The 20,173-nt window shown below is 35.7% G+C and carries 19 protein-coding genes and 3 riboswitches; of the genes, 2 read left to right on the plus strand and 17 right to left on the minus strand.

Annotation, left to right across the window (positions count from 1 at the left end):
- Positions 1–29 precede the first annotated feature (29 nt).
- The 10 genes from NSQ59_RS20180 to yiaA form a co-directional block, all read right to left on the minus strand.
- Complete coding sequence (locus NSQ59_RS20180; protein WP_126649387.1) at positions 30–734, minus strand: 4'-phosphopantetheinyl transferase family protein; 705 nt, start codon at positions 732–734, stop codon at positions 30–32.
- A gap of 489 nt (positions 735–1,223) precedes the next feature.
- Positions 1,224–2,300 (minus strand): mechanosensitive ion channel family protein, encoded by a 1,077-nt coding sequence (locus NSQ59_RS20185; protein ID WP_126649386.1) that lies wholly within the window; start codon positions 2,298–2,300, stop codon positions 1,224–1,226.
- Positions 2,301–2,665: 365 nt separating this feature from the next.
- Complete coding sequence (locus NSQ59_RS20190) at positions 2,666–3,163, minus strand: LURP-one-related/scramblase family protein (protein WP_340832496.1); 498 nt, start codon at positions 3,161–3,163, stop codon at positions 2,666–2,668.
- Between the two features lie 274 nt (positions 3,164–3,437).
- Entirely contained in the window at positions 3,438–4,607 is a 1,170-nt protein-coding gene (locus NSQ59_RS20195) for a DUF4317 domain-containing protein (protein WP_055741049.1), read from the minus strand.
- Positions 4,608–4,867: 260 nt separating this feature from the next.
- Positions 4,868–6,517: a pyridoxal phosphate-dependent decarboxylase family protein gene (locus NSQ59_RS20200; protein WP_340832498.1), complete on the minus strand. Its 1,650-nt coding sequence runs from the start codon at positions 6,515–6,517 to the stop codon at positions 4,868–4,870.
- 35 nt (positions 6,518–6,552) lie between these two features.
- Complete coding sequence (locus NSQ59_RS20205; RefSeq protein WP_340832500.1) at positions 6,553–7,920, minus strand: sodium-dependent transporter; 1,368 nt, start codon at positions 7,918–7,920, stop codon at positions 6,553–6,555.
- Between the two features lie 121 nt (positions 7,921–8,041).
- Positions 8,042–8,126: riboswitch (cyclic di-GMP riboswitch) on the minus strand.
- A 333-nt stretch (positions 8,127–8,459) separates the two neighbouring features.
- Positions 8,460–9,614, minus strand: coding sequence for a methyl-accepting chemotaxis protein (locus tag NSQ59_RS20210; RefSeq protein WP_340832502.1), 1,155 nt, complete (start codon positions 9,612–9,614; stop codon positions 8,460–8,462).
- A 43-nt stretch (positions 9,615–9,657) separates the two neighbouring features.
- Positions 9,658–10,368: a hypothetical protein gene (locus NSQ59_RS20215; RefSeq protein WP_340832505.1), complete on the minus strand. Its 711-nt coding sequence runs from the start codon at positions 10,366–10,368 to the stop codon at positions 9,658–9,660.
- 46 nt (positions 10,369–10,414) lie between these two features.
- Positions 10,415–10,783 (minus strand): hypothetical protein, encoded by a 369-nt coding sequence (locus NSQ59_RS20220; RefSeq protein WP_340832507.1) that lies wholly within the window; start codon positions 10,781–10,783, stop codon positions 10,415–10,417.
- Between the two features lie 142 nt (positions 10,784–10,925).
- A riboswitch (cyclic di-GMP riboswitch) is annotated at positions 10,926–11,012 on the minus strand.
- A gap of 255 nt (positions 11,013–11,267) precedes the next feature.
- On the minus strand, positions 11,268–11,738 hold the full coding sequence (gene yiaA / locus NSQ59_RS20225) for an inner membrane protein YiaA (RefSeq protein WP_126649382.1): 471 nt from the start codon (positions 11,736–11,738) through the stop codon (positions 11,268–11,270).
- 475 nt (positions 11,739–12,213) lie between these two features.
- Here yiaA and NSQ59_RS20230 point away from each other — a divergent pair, with 475 nt between their 5' ends.
- A complete protein-coding gene (locus NSQ59_RS20230) occupies positions 12,214–13,638 on the plus strand; it encodes a vWA domain-containing protein (RefSeq protein WP_340832509.1) in 1,425 nt (474 codons plus the stop codon).
- A gap of 479 nt (positions 13,639–14,117) precedes the next feature.
- Here the strand turns inward: NSQ59_RS20230 and NSQ59_RS20235 are convergent, their stop codons facing one another.
- The 6 genes from NSQ59_RS20235 to NSQ59_RS20260 all read right to left on the minus strand — a co-directional run bounded on the left by NSQ59_RS20235 (position 14,118) and on the right by NSQ59_RS20260 (position 18,634).
- Positions 14,118–15,221 carry a 5-methyltetrahydropteroyltriglutamate--homocysteine S-methyltransferase gene (locus NSQ59_RS20235; RefSeq protein WP_340832511.1) on the minus strand — a complete coding sequence of 368 codons (1,104 nt, stop codon included), beginning with the start codon at positions 15,219–15,221 and terminating at the stop codon, positions 14,118–14,120.
- Positions 15,222–15,272: 51 nt separating this feature from the next.
- Positions 15,273–16,025 carry a cyclase family protein gene (locus NSQ59_RS20240; RefSeq protein ID WP_340832513.1) on the minus strand — a complete coding sequence of 251 codons (753 nt, stop codon included), beginning with the start codon at positions 16,023–16,025 and terminating at the stop codon, positions 15,273–15,275.
- Between the two features lie 88 nt (positions 16,026–16,113).
- Positions 16,114–16,215: riboswitch (SAM riboswitch) on the minus strand.
- Between the two features lie 54 nt (positions 16,216–16,269).
- Positions 16,270–16,401, minus strand: coding sequence for a hypothetical protein (locus NSQ59_RS20245; RefSeq protein ID WP_340832515.1), 132 nt, complete (start codon positions 16,399–16,401; stop codon positions 16,270–16,272).
- A gap of 73 nt (positions 16,402–16,474) precedes the next feature.
- On the minus strand, positions 16,475–16,747 hold the full coding sequence (locus NSQ59_RS20250; RefSeq protein ID WP_340832516.1) for a hypothetical protein: 273 nt from the start codon (positions 16,745–16,747) through the stop codon (positions 16,475–16,477).
- A gap of 176 nt (positions 16,748–16,923) precedes the next feature.
- Positions 16,924–17,598 carry an ABC transporter ATP-binding protein gene (locus NSQ59_RS20255; RefSeq protein ID WP_340832519.1) on the minus strand — a complete coding sequence of 225 codons (675 nt, stop codon included), beginning with the start codon at positions 17,596–17,598 and terminating at the stop codon, positions 16,924–16,926.
- Between the two features lies 1 nt (position 17,599).
- Positions 17,600–18,634: an ABC transporter permease gene (locus tag NSQ59_RS20260; protein WP_340832521.1), complete on the minus strand. Its 1,035-nt coding sequence runs from the start codon at positions 18,632–18,634 to the stop codon at positions 17,600–17,602.
- A gap of 380 nt (positions 18,635–19,014) precedes the next feature.
- Here NSQ59_RS20260 and NSQ59_RS20265 point away from each other — a divergent pair, with 380 nt between their 5' ends.
- Positions 19,015–19,179 (plus strand): hypothetical protein, encoded by a 165-nt coding sequence (locus NSQ59_RS20265; RefSeq protein ID WP_340832522.1) that lies wholly within the window; start codon positions 19,015–19,017, stop codon positions 19,177–19,179.
- Positions 19,180–19,762: 583 nt separating this feature from the next.
- On the opposite strand, the gene NSQ59_RS20270 is transcribed toward NSQ59_RS20265, so the two are convergent.
- Positions 19,763–20,167, minus strand: coding sequence for a GNAT family N-acetyltransferase (locus NSQ59_RS20270; RefSeq protein ID WP_340832524.1), 405 nt, complete (start codon positions 20,165–20,167; stop codon positions 19,763–19,765).
- Positions 20,168–20,173 lie beyond the last annotated feature (6 nt).

The raw sequence follows: 20,173 nt of genomic DNA on the forward strand, positions 1-20,173 counted from the left end.
AATAATCCCCCGTTAATTTAAGGGGGATTTTATTGTTTTGCCAAATATATATGATTATTAGTAACCCAATTGTACAATTCCATAACATCTATGTGTTTAATAGGACAATTAGAAATGGGATTCCCAGAGCAAACCGATAGAATATGTTCATGATCTACATTGGTTTGATAAAAATAGTGAATTTTATTGTTATGTAAGAAAGTAAGCTGATCTTTCTGTTGTATTTCAATCTTTTTTAATGGAAAGGTTAAACCTACTCCAATTTTTTTTACGAAACTTTCTTTTAATGTCCAAATGGAATAAAACAATCTTTGCCTGTTTTCTATTACTTCCTTTTCCAATTTCCATATCTCATGATCCGTAAAGACAACTCTAACAATCGATAAGTCAATCTCTTTTATTTTTTCAACATCTATGCCTATATCACAATCGTCTATTGCACAAACCACATATTCTCCTGAATGGGATAAATTGAAGTGGAAATTTTCGAAATTCAAAAAGGATGGTTTTCCATTTTCATTATATTTAAATTCAATTCTATCATTTGGAATTCCCAGCTTTATGTGGATTAAATATCTTACTAGAATATCACCAACTAAATGTGGAATCCTGTCCTTAAGCCTTTTAATTTTATTAATACGGACTATTTTATCGTTACTAATATAATAGGACATTTGATTATACATATTTTCGTTTATTTTCTTATCTAATTTTAGACAGTAAACTTCTAACATGAAGCTAACCTCCGATTTCCCTTTCTACTCACCAAGATTAAGAAATTTCCCCTTGTTTAATTGTCAAATACTAACAACCCATATAAAGATTTGTGTAGTTTGCACAATTGCTAAGAGGATTTGGGGGATTATAAATATAAAGATGTACCACGCTTCATTCTAAATGTATATCTGACACTCTTATTCTAAGCTGAACAAATATCAATACCCCTTGTCTTTAAAAATACATCATATGGTATTACCTTTCAACATGATTTCTTTGCGCTGTTTGCGTATCTAATCTGTTAATGTCGACCCCATTCAACTTGATTTGTTTTTCCTTTCCATTGGAAACACAGGGACCGTTCTCGCGTTTCCTTTTTCTCATAAGAAAAAGTATGTCCCGTTATAGCGTTTGTTTGATTTTGCATTAAACATTACCATAAAGGAGCATACTTTTTTATTTTTTTATCCTATTTTGAACAGGGCAGGCTTTTAGTAGCCAGTGTATTAAAAAATGTGTTGTTTCTCTACCTCTCTATCAAGACTTTTTATATACAAATCCCGCTGTTGATGCGGAAATTCTATTTTCTTTTCAAGAAATAGCTTATTTATTCTAAAGTTTATATTACTTTTTATGGTCCCAAGTTGGTTATAATCAGCTATCATTAGCGATAATTCGAAATTAAGGCCGAAATCTCCAAAGCCTACAAAACTCACAGATGGTTCCGGATCCAATAAAACTGCTGGTGAAACTAAACTTTCCTCTCTTGCAATCTCCATGAGCATGTCTCTTACTTTTTCTACATCTGTTCCATATGCAACACTAAATGGAATGGCTAGTCGAATTCTTGGATCACTAAACGAACGATTGACGACCTTTTCCCCTAAAAAGTATGAATTCGGCACAATAATATGTTCATTGTTAACCGTTTTAATGATGGTCGCCCGCATATTAATTTTCTCAACGTCTCCAATAATGTTATCGATAAGAACGCGATCTCCGACTTTTATTGGCCGTTCAAACAAGATAATAACCCCAGAGATAAAGTTGGAAGCAATGTTTTGCAGTCCAAACCCAATTCCAACACTGATGATGCCAGCAAACATCGTTAATGCACTTAGGTTTATCCCCACAGTTGTTAAGCTGACAATAATCGCAATAATCATAATGGAATAATGCACAACTCGGTCAAACGTATATCTCGTACCTTTATCTAAATGGTATCGATTGTATATCCCCGGCAATAAAACATTAGTTGAAATTTTGGAAAGTCGGCTAGCTAAAGAAATAATTAAAACCGCTACAATAATTAGGAAAAGCGTTATATCCACTTTCCCGAATTTGAATATCTTGGCAAACATCCATTTTGCTTTTGAAAAGTATAGGAGCAAAAAGATCAGGGTTCCATAAAAAGTAAACCAATTTACGATGCTTCTAAACGCAGCATGATGTTTGGGAAGCTTCTTGAAAGCTGTAAGAAGAATCCAGCGCAATATTAACATTCCAATTACAACAGCTGCAATAATGATTATGCTTATATAATTAAAAGAAAGAATCCAATTTTTTAATGTATGAATATCCATTTTTTCACCCTCATTATTTTCTGCAATTCCACTTTAGTTGATTAAAGAGTAAACTCCCTGTATATTCTAGCAAATAAATAATAAAGAAGGATGGGTAAAAAGTCCATCTTTTTTTTGAAATCTTAATGATTAACTATTCGAAATATCTCAAATGAAAAAACTTTAAAATCACGTCCTCTGATGAATAGTAGAATATAAATAAAAACATCAGAAAGGTATCGGAAACTCGACCGTTTTCTTGAATAAGAAAACACGCACATAATAAGAAGCAGGGAATCTATTCGTAACCTCCCTACTTTTCTGATGTTATTTTAATTTTGAGTTTCTAAGATAACCCTTCAGCATTTATATAGGACGTCCCTACATTAAGTCGTTGCTGCTGAGGAGGCAGCTGCATCGTCAGCCTTCACACAATCAATTGCGACGACGAGCGCAATCATGATGGCTTCCATCTCTTCATTCAATATTTGCACCTTGTAGCTATCCCCCCAAGTAAACCATTCCTTGCTCACTTTACCAACCAGTTCACCATGCTGGAAAACCTGAAAATCCATATCCCACCAATTACCATGTACTTCAATGCCTGCAGAATCAATCGTATAACGTGCTTTAAAGAAAGATAACTCCTTCTTAATCGTTAACACTTCTCGACCATTCACCTCAACAAAAAACTTCGGCAAAAAGCTGAACACCTTTTTCGTAATGAGTGCAACTTCATCCCTTGTAGTATTTAAAATGGAGAAAGTTTTTGGGATTTTCATAAAACTCCCCTCCACGTAATAAACGTCCTTCTCCTGCTCATCCTTTACTGTAAATTTTCCACTTAGACTGAATACCTTTTGCTTTATATAGAGCTGCTTCATACTATTCCCCCTTTGACATAGCATATTACTATAAGTATATTATTGTTTTGTGTTACATGAATACATTTTTAAAAACACTGGGACGGTCCTACCGTTTCAAAAAATCATACCATTTTCTTTTGAAAAAAATTTAGGAAACAAATGAAACGTCCCCGTGTTTATTAAAGGTAAAAAATCCCCCATTTTTTGATGGAGGATTTTGCTTCTGGAATAAAATTAAAATTGGAGCACGTTATAAGATTTAAATACCATGGTCCCTATCCTGCAAAATTCACTAGAGTTCTGCTTCTTCTAATTTAAATCCTTCGACTACCACTTCTTCATCAACCTCTAATAATAGGCATTTCTTTCCATTAAAAGTAATATACTTAATATTTTTGAGGTCTTTCGGGTTAATGGTTACATTGGCAATCTTCGTTTCGATTTTAATCGATTTCGGAATGACACTGCTTGCTTTGATTTCATATTTTTCATCATAGACAACACTTTTGAATGCATGCTCCACTTTGTCTGAGTTTACATCTTCCACTCCACTAGCCTCTAAGATTCGTTCGATATCCTTGGAATCCAGTTTAGGAGGTTCACTTTCTTCATTTTGTTCATTTTCTTGACTCTCCTGCACCATTTTATCAATTTCCTCATAAACATTCGAAATGACCTTGGAATCCACTTCATCTCCTACCACTATTTTCAAAATTTGATCGAAGCTGTCCTTTTCTTCTACCGCTGTAATGATCTCTTCACATTGGAGGACATCCACGATAAAGATCTCACTTGGTTGATTCGCTTTTCCGCCATTATAAAGAATATGATTCACATCTGCTGCGTTATCATTAAAGGCAGGAAACAGAAAACCGGCTAATGGAGCTGCTAAATTGATAATGGGATCCACAGCATTATTGGATTTAAATTCTTTCTCAATATAATCAAACAGCAAGGCTTTTTTCGGCTGATCCGTTTTATTAAGACTGCAAAGGACAAACTCACTGGAGTATACCTCATCATCCCCACCTTCTTCGGATTCCATATCCCGCTTCCTTGTTGCCTTTTGATATTCTCCGCGGATAAAGGTTACGACTGTATCAAATTCATACTTTGCATGTTCAAACATTTTCGCTACTATCTGGAGCATATGTTCTTTCCAATCTTCCGTGGATGCTGCATGTAATCCATTGAAAAGAATCATTTGTGTGCTCTCTTCCACATCTCGTCGAAATTTCAGTTCAAACAGCTTGGAGTCAAGCCCCCCTGTCAAAACCTTTTTAAAGTTAGTTAAAAACAATTCTTGTGCTTCCTGTTCTAACATTTCAAACGGTTGGCTGACTTGATGATAAATCTCCCCTGATTCTTTCTTTACATATACATTGAATATTTCACGAATTTTCATATATCGGCTATTTAATTTAAATTGATTTCGGATTTTTGCGATGTCTTTTTTATTCATTTATCTCATCTCCCATCCCTGATTATACTGTTAGGACGAGAAAATAGTAATACTTGATTTTTCATCAATTTTGATAACAATTGGGGATTTTTATTTAGTGGGTTCGCTTTTCTATGATGAATACTAGATTTATCAACTTTGAAAATAGCACTTCACCAAAATTACCATTACAATAACATAAAAAAATGCTCACATCCCCTACTTTTTCAAGGGTTGTGAGCCACGTTAAGGAGGAGAAGTTTTTATACTAGAAGACCACCTTAGGATCTTATTATGATATTTTCCCTGCTTCTCGTTTTCAGGAAAAATTCTAGGTGTTCTTTTAGAAATCCAACGTAACGGTCGACCTCTTCTATTGTTGTGTATGGCGAGATTGCAAAAAATTTATGTGCATAGACGGCTATCCGCTTGTTTGAGTTTGCTGCTTCCACGAGACGCTGCTTTTTTGTATTTCCAAAGAAGACGGTATCTCGTTCGGCACCAATTACCTCTGCAAACTCGTCATTAAATTGATTAATTTCCATTATATCTTCTAAGGTTAAATGTCCGTTCCATTCATCATTCCATTTTGTCTCTTCAGGATAAAAACGGAATGTTGTAATCGGTGAAACCTCATTTGTGACCACCACATTCGAAATTTCTTTCGTTAAAGTCTCTCTAAATGCAATATTGACACGAATATAATTGGCTAGAAGTTCTTGATACCCTTCGATTCCAAATGCTAATAAAGACGCATAGATTGCCAAAGCACTTCCCATTCGCGAGCATTCGAGCGTGTAGCCTGTATGATAGCTGCCATAACCGCGATTTCCAACATACGGCGTTTCCGCTGCATCTAAATCAACATACTTAAGATTCTCTCTGTTCTTGATTAAAAATAAACTCGTAGTATATGGCGTTTGTCCAAGCTTATGGAAATCAAAAACCATACTATCTGCAAGCTTGATATGTTTAAACTTTTGCTGATAGGATTTCAATACCTCAAGTACGTTTTCTTCCAATCGCAGAGGATTGCTTTCAAAGTCGTAATCATTAAAGAAAGTATACATGCCCCCCATTGCAGAGTCTGCATGGATATAGATAGAATTTATGCCGTATGTGCGTTCCAATTCTTCCGCTATCCTCTTGATTCCCTCAAGGTCATCAATCCCAAATGTATCCGTAGTTCCCATTGTGGCAAGGACATAAAGAGGAACGCCGCCTTTGGCAATAACATGCTCCATTTTTTCTTTTAAATCTTCTAGATTCATAGAATGATCAGCATTCGCTTTCACGCGAATCATATTTTCTACACCAATCCCAGTTGCCTCTACCGATTTATACAGACTGTAGTGGGATAGCTCGGAACAGAAGCAATAGAGATTTCGCGGTACACCATGTTGATTAGAGAACGGCGCGTAACGGGCAATGGCAAGACGTAAAGAGTTAAAGACAGCCCCTTGTCCTCCCCAAGTTGTATATCCTGCACTGATGCTTTCATCATATCCAATCAGTTTGGATAGCATACTAGTTACTTCGATTTCTGCTGTAGCAGCTGCTTGGCCTTCTACATCCCAAAGATTGTTCCCATTGACCAGCACCATTACTAAGTTCCCGATGATACTGGCAATATTCGGAAGCGGCGCCGCATTGGCTACATAATTTCGATTGACGTACCGGTGTCCTTCTACCAATTTTAGAAGCTTTTGAATCACTTCCTCCATCGCCACACCTCTAACCGGAACATCAGCGTTTTGAATGACACGATTATAGTAATCCGCTGTGTACTCGGGCATTTCTCCCAGCGTTAATTTGTTAGGATCCTTTAATTCATCTATTTTTGTCAAAATCGTCTTAAAGTACGACAATAATTCCTCTCTTTGAAAGTCATTTCCGTCCATACTAGGAAATAATTTTTGTATTTCCTTCATTGTTTTACCCCCCTGATGTTTTTACTGGCAGTAGTTTATTTAAACAAATGTAGAATCCAATCGGATAATCCTGCTGCATCTAAAAAAACGACGATGATGGCAATTGGAACAATATATTTTAAGAGAAAATAACAGATTGAAAAGAATACGTATCCTATATTCGATCCTTGTTTTAATTCGGCAAACAAATCTTGTTTTGAAATTTTCCAGGATACAAAAATCGCGATGAATAATGCACCTAAAGGCATCAAAATATTGCTGACTGCATAATCCATCAAGTCAAAGATCGTCTTATGAAAGAGTTGGACATCTGCCAGCACACCATAAGAAAGACAGGCTGGGATGCCAACGATAAAAATAAGAATTCCAATCACCCAAGTGGCTTTCTTGCGCTTCCTCGAATCATTCTTCGTAACAGACGCCACTATAATTTCAATCATTGAGAAAGCAGAAGTTAAAGCAGCGAATAAGAATAATAGTAAAAAGGCCAAAAAGAAAATCATCCCAAAAGGCATATGATCAAATACTGCCGGTAAAACAGAGAATATTAAGACCGGCCCTGCGTTTGGTTTAAGTCCAAAGGCAAAAACTCCTGGGAAAATAGCTAAGCCCGCTAATATAGCAATGACAATATTTAATAAAATAATAGAAATAGCCGATTGCGGAAGATTTTGCGTCTTTGGTAAATAAGAAGCATATGTAAGCATGACAGAAACACCCAATGACAGTGTAAAAAATGCTTGTCTCAGGGCAAATAAAATACTTTCAGATGTAAGCTTCGAAAAATCTGGTACTAGTAAAAATTTCACACCCTCGATTGCCCCATCCAGGCTCAAAGAACGAATGACTAAAATAATAAATAAAAGAAGTAATGCCGGCATCATGACTTTACTTGCTAATTCAATTCCTTTTTGAACCCCTTGGGCAACGACAAGAAGGGTGATGATCATAAATACAAGCTGTGCCGCAATGGTGGCATACGGGTTAGAAATAATTTCACCAAATAACTGCCCATACTGATTCTGAGTCAACCCAGCTAACCCGCCGCTCAAAATTTTCATAATGTACAGAATGATCCAGCCACCTACGACACTATAGAACGATAGAAGGACAAAGCATGTAAAAACACCGATTTTCCCTATAAAGTTCCACTTCTTATTGGATGCAAGTTTGCCATATGTTTGAATCGGATCACTTTGACCCATTCTCCCAATCATAAATTCTCCTAGTAATAAGGGCATCCCTAAGACTAGTGTAAAAGCTAAAAATATTAAAAGGAAAGCTCCTCCACCACCTGTTCCCGCGACATAAGGGAATTTCCAGATTGCTCCCAAACCTATCGCTGATCCAGCTGCTGCTAAAACGAAGCCTATTTTTGATTTCCATTGTTCTTGTTGTGACATTCTATTCCCTTTCCTTTTGAATACCATTCCTTCTCATTTTTCATAAAAATCGACAAAAAAAGCCCACACAGGTGGACATAAAAAAGCAAAACATTGCTTCCATAAATAGATATCCAACCTTTTCGGCAACCCGGCTGCCATAGAAATCTTCCTTTAGGCCCGTAGCTTTGCGTCCCCATCTTTCAATGGGTTTGCTATTGTCGAAGGAATAAAACAAAATACTAATGATTTTTTACCCTGAAAAAGTTACTAATATGAAATTGCTGGTGTAAACGCATTTTTTAATAGTATTATTTTACCATTATTATTATCCTGATAAAAGATAAAATTTTCCTAATATAATTTCTGTGGTCACATTTGCTTGTTTCAAAATAAAACAACTTGCTCCTTTTGCACTTTATATCCGTTCATGCCCACGCATAAAAAAGAAGCTTCCCACAAGTTGGATAAACCTCTGAGAAGCAACATATACTTATCAGCCAGCAAGGTGAAAATCTTTATATTGCTGCACTGACCTTATTTTCACCATCTTGTCTCACTTAAGCTTCAGCAGTTTCAACACCATTACTCCATACAAGTAATTTGTTTACATCATTTTTTAACTCTACAAGATCTTTTGCTTCCTCTACAAGTTTTTCCATTGTATGTAGTTCATCATCACTAATTTCAATTAGTTCCTCAAACATTTCAACAGATTCCCGAGAAATAGAAGCTATCTCCACAATTGCTGTCATTATCTGCTGAGTAGCAGAAGATAATTCTTCTGTACTTGCGGAAGTATTTTCATTATTTTCAGCAATGATCTTTGTAGTAGATAGTATCTTTTCGAACATGGCTCCAACCTCGACAATAGTCGAATTTGTTTCTTTAAATTCTTCTGTTCCCTGTTGCATGGACTCGACAACTATTTCCGTTTCTTCTTGTATATTCTTTACAATATTTGATACTTCAGAAGAAGACTGGCGTGATTGTTCGGCCAATTTTCGAACCTCATCCGCAACAACCGCAAATCCTTTACCATGTTCCCCCGCACGGGCAGCTTCTATTGCTGCATTCAATGCTAATAAATTAATTTGTTCTGAAATCCCTGTAATCACTTTTACAATAGTGCCGATTTCGTGAGATTTTTCTCCGAGTTTATTTATTGCATCAGATGTTGTATTTATCGTTTGATTAAATTGCTCCATCTTTTCTAAGGAATTCTTTAGCTTCTCGTTTCCATCTTGCGTCAATGCTAAGGTAGTATTCGATTGTTCTGAAATTTGATTGGATCTCACTGATAGATCTTCGATAGCCTGTGCCATTTCTTCCATAGATGCGGCGCTTTCTTCTGTGGCGACTAATTGTTTCTGTAAGCCTCTGCCTACCTCATCAATTGCCGCTCTTACAATATCGGCTTTCTCAGAAGCATATTCACCCGTTTCAGCGAGATTTTCTCCTATATCATTGACATTTTTTGAAAAGGAAAAAAACGTTTCCCTAACTCGGCTGAAAAACTCAATTAATTGATTAAATACAGTATGATCAGAACTTCTTTCATTCACTTTATTTATGATATTACCTGCTGCTACTTCTTTCATTCCATTTATTATCTCTTTATTAATTTGATGACGTTTTATTGAATAATACCGGTAAGCAAAATAGACTGATACCACCAATAAAATAACAATAATACCTAGCAAAATAGCTTCCATGATATATAAATCCCCTAACTCCTTTTAATTATTGATCATTATTTTAAAGCTCTTTTAATAGAATATATGTTCCATCCGCTACATTTTCAGGAATACCATTCAATTTACTATTTTCCTGATATTTATGAACAATATAATTTCCATCTAAATCTATATATTTTTGTATATTATGATATTTTTCCATTACACGTATAGACTTCGGATTTGTCGCTTCCGCTAAAATAGCCTTCAACCCTTGTGTTTTTGCTTTTGTAATCAAACTATTTCCTAATTGTTGAATAATTTCGTGCCGGTCATGTTCCGCAATTACTCCTAACATGAATAGGTGCAATAACTCTCCATCTCGGATTTCTTTTCCGTGTCGTTTTTGATAATCTTCCATGAAACGTTTATCCACATCTTCCAAAACATGCAGAATGACATTCATATCATAAAAAGAACCTTCAAATACATCTTCTCCGATAATCTCTGGTGCATTTGTATCTCCAGCAAGCACCCCAACAACATTATTGTTACCATCCAAAGCGACTGCGCAATATCCCTGCTCTACAGTAGAGTCTAAATAATCCTTGGTAAACTGATAGAAATCATCATAATCTAAATGTAATTGACCTACCATCGGTTCCTGAACCCATTTCCCAGCAACATCCACTCCAATAAATGTTCTAGCAAGACACTCTGCTGCTTTCTGAATTAAATCTGTTTGTTCCTTTGTAACAATTTCATAGGTATATAACGCTTGTGTTGTTTGCACTAGTTGATCTTCCTTTCAAATAATAGATGAAAAATTATCTTTCTATTTACATAGAGTAAGGTACTTTATCGACAAATGTACCTGCGAACACTATTCTTTCAAGTGCATTCCTAATTTGCACTTGAGCAATTTTAGAGGAAGGTTTTACTACAAGGATATCCTTAAAACCTAAGCTAGAATAAAATTTCATCGTTTGCTCCAACTGCGGTACAACCTTTGATGGGACAGGTGTTTGGTGAGTCGCATCGACAACAAACGTATATTCTTGTCTTGTTACTTTATTAATCGTATCCTGTAAATCTATCATATAACCTTCTACATCTTCCTCCCTCATTAATCCATGCACCTGTACATGAACTTCCTTCGCGCCTTCATTAATTGCCATTTTGTATTTCTTTTTATCTACGACTATCATCTTTTCATCTCCTTTTTCTCTATAGTCTGCTATACTTCTTTGTTAACCTTTGCACATTCTTTTCGAACGAGTGCAATAAAAAAAGCTATCCCAGATACAGATAAGGACAGCCAAATCATCGAATAATCGCATGTTTATTATTCTTGGCAACCCGACTATCATTATCCTAGAGGATATTAGACTCGTAGCTTTGCGTCCTTACCTTTCGATAAGTTTGCCTTTTTCAATTTTAGACAAAAAAGCAGTACTAAGCTCATGATGATATTGAACTATTACATTATAAATTATTTATAATTTTTTGTCGAACTAGAATTTTTTACTTTGTTTGCATATGATTAGGCAAATCCCAATGCATCGTTATATATAGGAAAAGAAGCATTCGACATAAAATGACGAATGCTTCTTTTTCATTAGAGATATCTTATTTTTTTATGGATGTGGCGCTTTCTCGTTAGTTTGATACGGCAGAACCGTCCCCGCGTGTTCAATCTCTTTCTCTTGCTCTCTGTGTATCTCTAATATTTTTTTGAACTGTTATGGCCGCAAATAAACTAAGGACAAATGCCATGCCATAAAAACCCTTTTCGCTTAAAACAATACTTCCCGCATTGTATAAACCGATGGCCATTAATAAAATGGATATCATAAGTGCAATCCAACTAATGCCATAATAAATATTGGTAACCGGTATACCCTCATCTTTATCTCTGACCGCTTTTTGTAAGGATACCGCTGAATAAAGTCCAAATATTAAAACCGCAAAGTAATACCCTTTTTCGTTCAATTCCATCGTTGCATTAAACAAACCGATAAGATAAGCAACAACACCTATTAACAGCGCTGCCCAAGAAGCACCTTTGAAAGCTGGAGTCGGTTCTCCCTCTTTTCTTTCCACTTTCACCTTTGGTTCATTTTGTTTTTCTTTATCCATTAAAATCTCATTATCAACAGACATCGAAAGTTTCTCCCCCCATATTCATTTCTCAGAAAAGTAGAACACCATCACCATAGCTCATGATCGTGTTCTGCCTACACCTATTATATAGAGTTTTTTCTAAATGGTATATATTTTCAGTCAATTCCTTTTTATTATTTTTATACTCGCAAATAAGGGAAAACACACTGCCAAGTCTTTTTGTTTCGTTACAACTTGTGTTCCTGAACACCCTGTCATCAAGAGTAAAGCAAAACAAACAATGACCGAAATCTGTTTGTACACATATTCGAGATTAGATTGGTCTGGGTTTCATCTGATTTATTTTATACGACTCAGGAAGTACTTTTTCACTAGTCTTATAGGTATAAAGTCGGAATTTTTAATTATAAGGAAAAAAGGTAAAAACTTTTCGCTATAATTGGAAGATATAGTATGTATTTACAATTTTGTTAGTGCAAAAATCACATTTTTTGCTTGAAGAGGAGTGGGGGAAATGAAAAAACTGTTAGGAATTTTTTTAACGGTTAATTTGCTACTTGTCGGCTGCAACGGAGAAAAAGTCGCCAATAAAGAAAACGATCATTCCAGAAAAACAAAAAAGGCGGAAGCGGTGCAAAAGAAAGAGAAGAATAATTGGCAATCAATACTAAACGATATCCAGCTGGATTCAACCAAAGAAGCTTTAAAGGATCAAAAAGCTGGAATATTAGTAAAAGATAATACGATGGAACAAGAAACAAAAGATGTCCCATTGTTCCCGACTGATATGGACAGCGAACTGAAGGGTAAGCTGACAGAACAATTAAAGTCATTAACGGAGGAAACGAAGAACCCGGAAAAGCTTGAAAAAGGATTACTCTATTTACTTGGGAGTCCCTATTATAAGGATGTCATTGAAAAAGCAGAAGCATTTAAACCTGACTTTAAAGAACCGGATTTGCCGGAACCGGAAAAAATGACTAAAACAGAAAATGGGAAAGCAAAAAGCTCAAAAGCAATCATATTACTGGATGCGAGCTCCAGTATGCTGCAGAAAGTTGGAGGCAAAATGAAGATGGCCATTGCCAAAGATGCGGTCAAACGTTTTGCGAAAACAATCGGGCAAACAAGTGATGTTTCTCTCATTGTATATGGACATGTCGGAAGTTCTGCTGATAAAGATATGAAAAAGTCGTGCAGCGCAATTGAAGAGAAATATACAATGGGAAAATACAACGAAAACACGTTTGTCAAAGCGGTAAACTCCTTTCAAGCGAAAGGGTGGACACCGCTTGCAGGAGCGATAAAGAAAGCGAAGGAAATGGCAAAAGACTATGAAGCCGATACGACGATTTATATCGTCAGTGACGGTGCGGAAACCTGCGGAGGCAATCCAGTAAAAGAAGCCGAAGCATTCGCATCTGTAAATAATGAGTATAAAGTAAACATCATCGGCTTTGATGTAGATTCCAAATCGGAAGATCAATTAAAGAAAGTGGCGGACGCGGGGAACGGCAAGTATTATTCCGCTAATAATCCGAACGATTTAAGTAAAACCATCGAAGAACAATGGCTTCCTTCCGCGCTCGATCTTGCTTATTCTTTTACGAAGGCACCTGATCCATGGGAAGTTTTAGCAGAGTATAAACGATTTGATTCACTAAGTGAACCGCTGAAAAATATGATATCGCGCGAAAATGACAGATATACGAAAGCAGTCCAGTTACTGGAAGAAAACCATTGGATCGATTCGGAGACATCTTCAACCCTGCGGAACTGGTTATCCGAAAGAAACGAACAATTACGAAATTTCGCTTCCCAATTAAGTCAAGAAAAATATAAAGAAATCGATGACAGAGCGAGTGAAATTAGTAAAAAGGTAAAAGAATGGACAGATAGAATGTGGAAGCTGAGAAAAGAAAGCGGGAAAGTATGGTAGTAAAGTAAGAAACGAACATGATTTGAACATTTTTACCCCGGCATGAAAATTATTCTGGGCCAATCGATATCAAAGCTGTATTCATGAAATCAGATTTTCTATTTCCACAAAGATTCCCTAGTCCACTATAAACTTTTCTATCGGTTTATGGTAAGATTAAATTCCTTGGCAGGGGCAACTAAAAAAGAGAGTTTGCATTTTATTGCGAACTCTCTTTTTTTCATGAGGAGCACTTGAACATTTTGTGTTAGGGCTTGAATAATTAAAAAATCAGATACTTTTCTACGATAAATAAAACTTAATATGAAAATTGGAAGAATGTGCATGCGATAGAAGGCAAGAATAATAAATAGACAATCGTTCATTTCAAATTCTGCCTATTTCATCTTTCCTAGAAAAAACACCCAAAACTGTTTATTTAACAACACTTTTGGGTGATTCACCGTTTTAAAACAACTTGGTTAAAAATTAGTTATTTCCTATCCCCATATTTCTTTAGAAATATCTACAATATATTTCAACTTCGCCCATTGTTCTTCTTCGGATAAAATATTCCCATGATGAGTAGAAGCAAAACCGCATTGAGGGCTGATACATAATTGCTCTAATGGTACGTATTTTGTTGCTTCCTTCACGCGTGCTTTAATGGTCTCCTTATCTTCTAATTTACCATGCTTCGATGTGAAGACACCCAGCACGACTTGGGGGCCCCCATTTGGAATGTATTCCAAAGGTTTGAAATCTCCCGAACGATCGTCATCATATTCCAGGAAAAATCCGTTGACTTTTTCTTTTGCAAATAAGGTTGGCGCGATTTTTGCATAACTGCCTTCAAAAGCCCATTTCGATCGGTAGTTACCACGGCAAAGATGAGTCGTTACAATTAGATCTTCCGGTTTATCCTCCAGTACTCCATTTGCAACACGTAAGGCTAATTCTATTAATTCTTCACGGGAATAACCGCTATCATGAAATGGAATTTCCGGTGCATTAAGACCTGCAATGTAGACATCATCTAGCTGAAGATAACGGCAGCCAGCATCATAAAAGGCTTTAATTGCCTCGCGGTACGCTTGAATAATATCATTTGCATATTCTTCAATGTTAGGATAAACATCCAGATTACGGATACCAGTGTTAAATAATTGATTAGGACTCGGAATCGTTTGCTTTGCAATGGCACGGTCTCCAACGATTTCTTTAAATTCAATAAAGTCTTTTACATGTGGGTGATGAGGGTTAAATGAGATTTTTCCAACCACACGAACATTGTATCGTTCTGTTTCCTCCCCCTTAAATTTAAAGCCATGCTCTGGAATGTAGCCCTCTACACCATTTAAATGCTCTAGAAAATCCGTATGCCAAAATCTTCGGCGGAATTCTCCATCTGTGACAGCTTGCAGTCCGACTTCGATTTGTTTATCAACAACTTTCTTAATCTCGTCTGTTTCAATTTCATGTAGTTCTTGTGCTGTAATATTCCCTTCTTGGAAATCCTTCCTGGCCTTATGAATTCTTGCTGGTCGTAATAAACTTCCCACATGGTCTGCTCTGAATGGAGCTTTTATTAATGTTTTTGTCATTTTAATCTCTCTCCCTTAGTATTTTTTAAATCTATCAAATGTATTAAGTATTTATGGCAAAATAGCAAAAGAACGAACTGGAAAACCAGTTGCTTTCTCAGGCTTTGGACTAATATTGAAAATTACAGCTCCTTTGGCTGGCAACTTATCTAGGTTCGTCAACAATTCCACTTGAAATGTATCTTGTTCAAGCACATAGTATTCACCAACGAGGGAACCATTTTTGCGAAAATCAAGGGCCGCATCTGTATCAAATGTTTCGTGTCCAACAGCTTTAATCTTTCTTTCTTCAAATAAAAATTTTAAGGCTTCTATTCCCCATCCCGGAGTGTGACTATTTCCCTCTTTATCTTTATTTTCAAATGCCTCCTTATTAGGCCAACGCTTCCCCCAATCAGTACGTAAAGCGACAAATGTACCTGCTTCGATTTTTCCATGTTCCGCTTCAAACTTTAAGACATCATCAACAGATAATATAAAGTCATTATCTTCTTCCGCTTCCCTCGATTTATCAATTACAATATGAGGCAATACGAGTTCCTTTAGCTCTAGATCCTCAAGGTAACGTTTGTTTCGAACGAAATGTATGGGGGCATCGATATGTGTTCCATACTGACCTGGAAAATGGAAACCTTGTGCAAAAAAGCCATCATCATGGGTAAAAAGTGTTGTAAACTCTGCATCGTCAAAAGCGGAAAAATGTGGGGAATTCGGGCCAAAAGTATGTGTGAGATCAACCCATTCTTTCCTTTGAAGTACCTCAAAGACTTTCAAAAGCTCATTATCTGTTTTTACTGTTGACATAAAATCACCTCATATATGAATGTAAATATTAAAAACCCCTCTTCTAGAAAACAGAAGAGGGGTGAATAGACGAAAACATTACCTGCTCCTCTTATCTTCTAGCCTTACGCTACTGGAATTGGCACAGTACTTAAAAAAGTCCGCTGCCGAGGCTTCAAAGGGCCAGTCCCTCCACCTCTCTGGATAAGAAAAAATTCAAAATATTAAGTTATGGAATTTACTATACAATTTGAAAGGAAATTTGTCAACATGGGTTAATGGAGGATTTTTCTAGGTCTTCTTTAATATAGGATCTTTTCTTAAACTTTGATGCTTCTATTAATTCATTTGTTACATCTGAGATAAATTCAGATTTTGTTGCTTCGTATATGATCAATATCTTCTTCCCCTTTTACGTTTCTAGTTATAGATTATTAATACGTAAAAACCCACCTTTTGGGTGGGTAATACTATTTATGTCTTACTGTATTCCACAATACCTTCTGAGTTGTTAATGTTCTATTACATTTGTAATTACTATTATATTTTTTTATTAGAGAAACAATAGTAGATTTCGATTTACCAGAAACTTGACTAGTCGGGTGATGAAACATATAGACACAGTCACTTGTTCGAAAATGTCCACCTAGCCTATCCGTTCTTCCGGAATGAGCGGATGCACTATTTACACTAACCACAAATAAAAATGCCGCAATAATTATCGTTGTAATAACTTTTTTCAAAAATCTCCCTCCCTAAATATTCATATATTTAGATTATTTTGTAAATAATAGAAAAATGATTTTTGCATGAAATAGAAGTATTAGAAAAAAAACAGCCCAACACAAAGCGTTAGGGCTGTTCTCAAACAGTTAACTCATTAAGATGTATTCTTTAAGTCAACGGAATATATTTTTTTCTACAATATTACTCCATCGCCCATTTTAATAACATGATCAGCAAATGATAGCATTTCTTCATCATGGGTAACCATTAAAGTCGTGATATTCAACGTTTTTGTTAAATCTCTGATTAACGTCATAACGTCCTTTGACCTTTTTGAGTCCAAACTAGCAGTAGGTTCATCTGCAAACAGGACTTTGGGTTGATGGATAATCGCACGAGCAATGGCTACACGCTGCTTTTCACCACCTGATAATGATGATGAATAAGCATTTTTCCGGTGATCCATTTCTACCAATTTTAATACTTTATCGATTTCCTTTTTTCGTGCATGTTTACTGAGGGTAGATTCAGATACGTCCAACATTAACATTAGTTGCTCTTCTACTGTGAGAAAAGGAACAAGATGTGCGAATTGAAAGACAAACCCAAATTGACTTGCACGTATTTTTCGAACTTGTTCAGCATTCATGGCAGTCATATTTTTTCCATCAAAGATTACTTGCCCATTGGAAGCGGGTTGAAGGCCGGCAGCTATAGTAAGAAGGGTACTTTTTCCAGAACCTGATGCTCCCACTAATGCTGTAACTTCTCCTTCCCTAAGTGAAAGATTAATTCCCTTTAGTATTTCCTCCTGTACATCCCCATTAGTAAACGTTTTTCTCACTTCATTAATCGTAAATAATGACATATTAAACCTCTCCTTGTTGAATAGCTTGTAGTGGTTCAACTTTTTTAATTTGTATACCCGATAGCGAAGCCCCAATAAATCCGATGACAAGGAAGACAATCGATATTTGTACAGTTGTTGCAGGTGTTAAACTAAAAGGTATTCCTTTAGGGGCTATGTTATTAAACAATTGACTGAGTCCAATCGATAGAGCAAGCGCAATGACAGTAATCAAAATCATCTGTGTCCACATTATCTTGAACAAGCTGCTTGTTTTTAAACCAATTGCTTTCAGAATACCGTATAGACCAATTTTTTGGACATTCATCATATAGAAAAAGATAGCAAACAACATGCCGCTGATGACAACTAAAAACCATACGATCATATTTAGGGACATCTGTTCTGCATTATAACTCGGAATTGAGTTAAGAAACTGCTTTTTCGAAAATGATTGTAATCCTTTTATTCCTTGTGTTGAATCATCTCCCGGTTTGAATATCAATTGCATTTCATTGACTCGATACATTTCTTTGTAGTCCTGCATATTGATATAAGCCACAGGTGCATGGCTAAATTTCTTTTGGTCTACAAAACCTTTTACCATAAACTTGCCGCTGTATTGATTATTCGTTAAGGTATCTCCTATCTTTATACCTTCGTCTTTCATAGAACTATCAAGGACAACTTCACCCTTTTTTACATTTGTAAATAATTTGGAATCTGTTGATGTTACAAATGCAACGCTTCGTTGTTTCCCATCACGATCATTTAAAAATCCCATCTGAATAGAAAATGCTGCAGCATCTTTTTGGTTTTGTAAGATGTGATCTTGTGTGCTTTTCTTTATCCTTGAAAGATTATAGTTTTCGTCTGCATCTTTCGTCATATAGAATTGTCCATTTGGTAAATCTTTAATTAATGCTGCATTGTCTTGTGATAATCCATTTGCCAAACCGGATATAATTAACGTTAATAAACTAACGAGAAAAACAATCGAACCTAAAATTAAAAATCTCACTTTATTTTTCTTCATTTCTTTCCAAGCGATGTTCATCTTTATTCCTCCAATCTTCTTTCGACTTCCTTAATATACAACCGTAATATGAACGGACGATGAACAGGCTGTTACATTTCAAAATTTACACTTTAAAGTGTTGCTGCCTTTGGATAGCAAAGGCACTTTTCTACGACATAGCAAGTCTATGACATTTTGTATCGTCAATACACGTTTTGGCGAATTTTCTCTGCACATATTTTCCTTTAAATTGTCCCGGTTGTTAACAATAACCAACACTCCTTTTACTCTTGTCTATCGTTGTTGAAATTTGTTGCATAGGATATATAAAAGGAATAACAGTAAATGTGGGTGACCTTATCCAATAAGTTTTAGTATCCAAATTAGTGCTATATTTTTCAGAAGGATGTTTGAGCAAAATGACTCAACAAAAGGTGATTATTTTTCTACCTGCTTACTACGAAGAGGAATCAATCGCGGAAGTAATCGGGAAAATACCACGGTCATTTAATCGGGATATAGAGATTCAAGTTGTTTCAAGTGATGGAACCGTTCAAGCAGCATATAAGGCAGGTGCAGATTAGGTTAAATAACTTACGGAAAAGCATGGTAATTCGTAAAGGAATTCGCCATGCTTTTTATACGGAGATTTTCCGGTTAATGTATAGATAGGAGGCTTTTGAAGCAGAAATAAGCGGAGATTTTCCGATAAACCTGCTCTAAATAAGGCCAAATCCAAAGAATTGGATAACATAAACGGGAAAACTTCCTTTATTTTTAAGGAAATATGGGTATTTCCCAATTTAAGCGGAATTATTCCGTTTATTTTTCAAACACTGTGGAATCAACATTCTGTTTTAACAGACATCCATGCAAAAAAATTTGCACATCAATGAATGAAATATCTATAAAGAGCATCTGATAATCCCATTTATTAGCAAGGTAATATATTTGTTAGCATCTCTTTTCTTATAATTAAACATGGTAATTTAAATCTTTTTTGGCGAGATTTCGCATTTTAATTAGTTTAATACAAGATTAATGAGACGCAAAAAGCATGGCGAATTCATATTACCATGCTTTTTTGTTTTCTTATTTAACCTTTTTTACTTTTTACCTTCAAAGAGAATCAGGATTGTTACTACATGTATCCGTTTTAATCTTATTTTAACTTCCTGATTGCCTTTGATAGTTCCTAAAAATCATACTATTTCCTTTCATCATTCCGAACTTTTTATAAAAAGGAACCAAGTCATCGTCACAACATAAATCAATCATATAGATGTTATCAAGTTCTTTTAGCATTTGCTTGACTAATTCTTTGCCAATACCTTTATTCTTGTATTCCGGTAAAACCTCAAGAAGTGGAATATAAGCCGAAAGAATTCCATCACTAATAGCGGTTATAAATCCAACTACTTGATTAGTGTTCTCATCCATCGCAATAACCACTTTACTACTGTTTTTTAAGAGTTTTAAATGTGTTTGTGGACTTGGCGGATTCGGCCAATCTACAAAGAAACCCTTAAGCATATTAGAGGTTATACCCTCGAGTGAGTTTTTAAATATCATACTATA

It is taken from the genome of Margalitia sp. FSL K6-0131, from assembly GCF_038008735.1.
Lineage (GTDB): Bacteria > Bacillota > Bacilli > Bacillales > Bacillaceae_C > Margalitia > Margalitia shackletonii.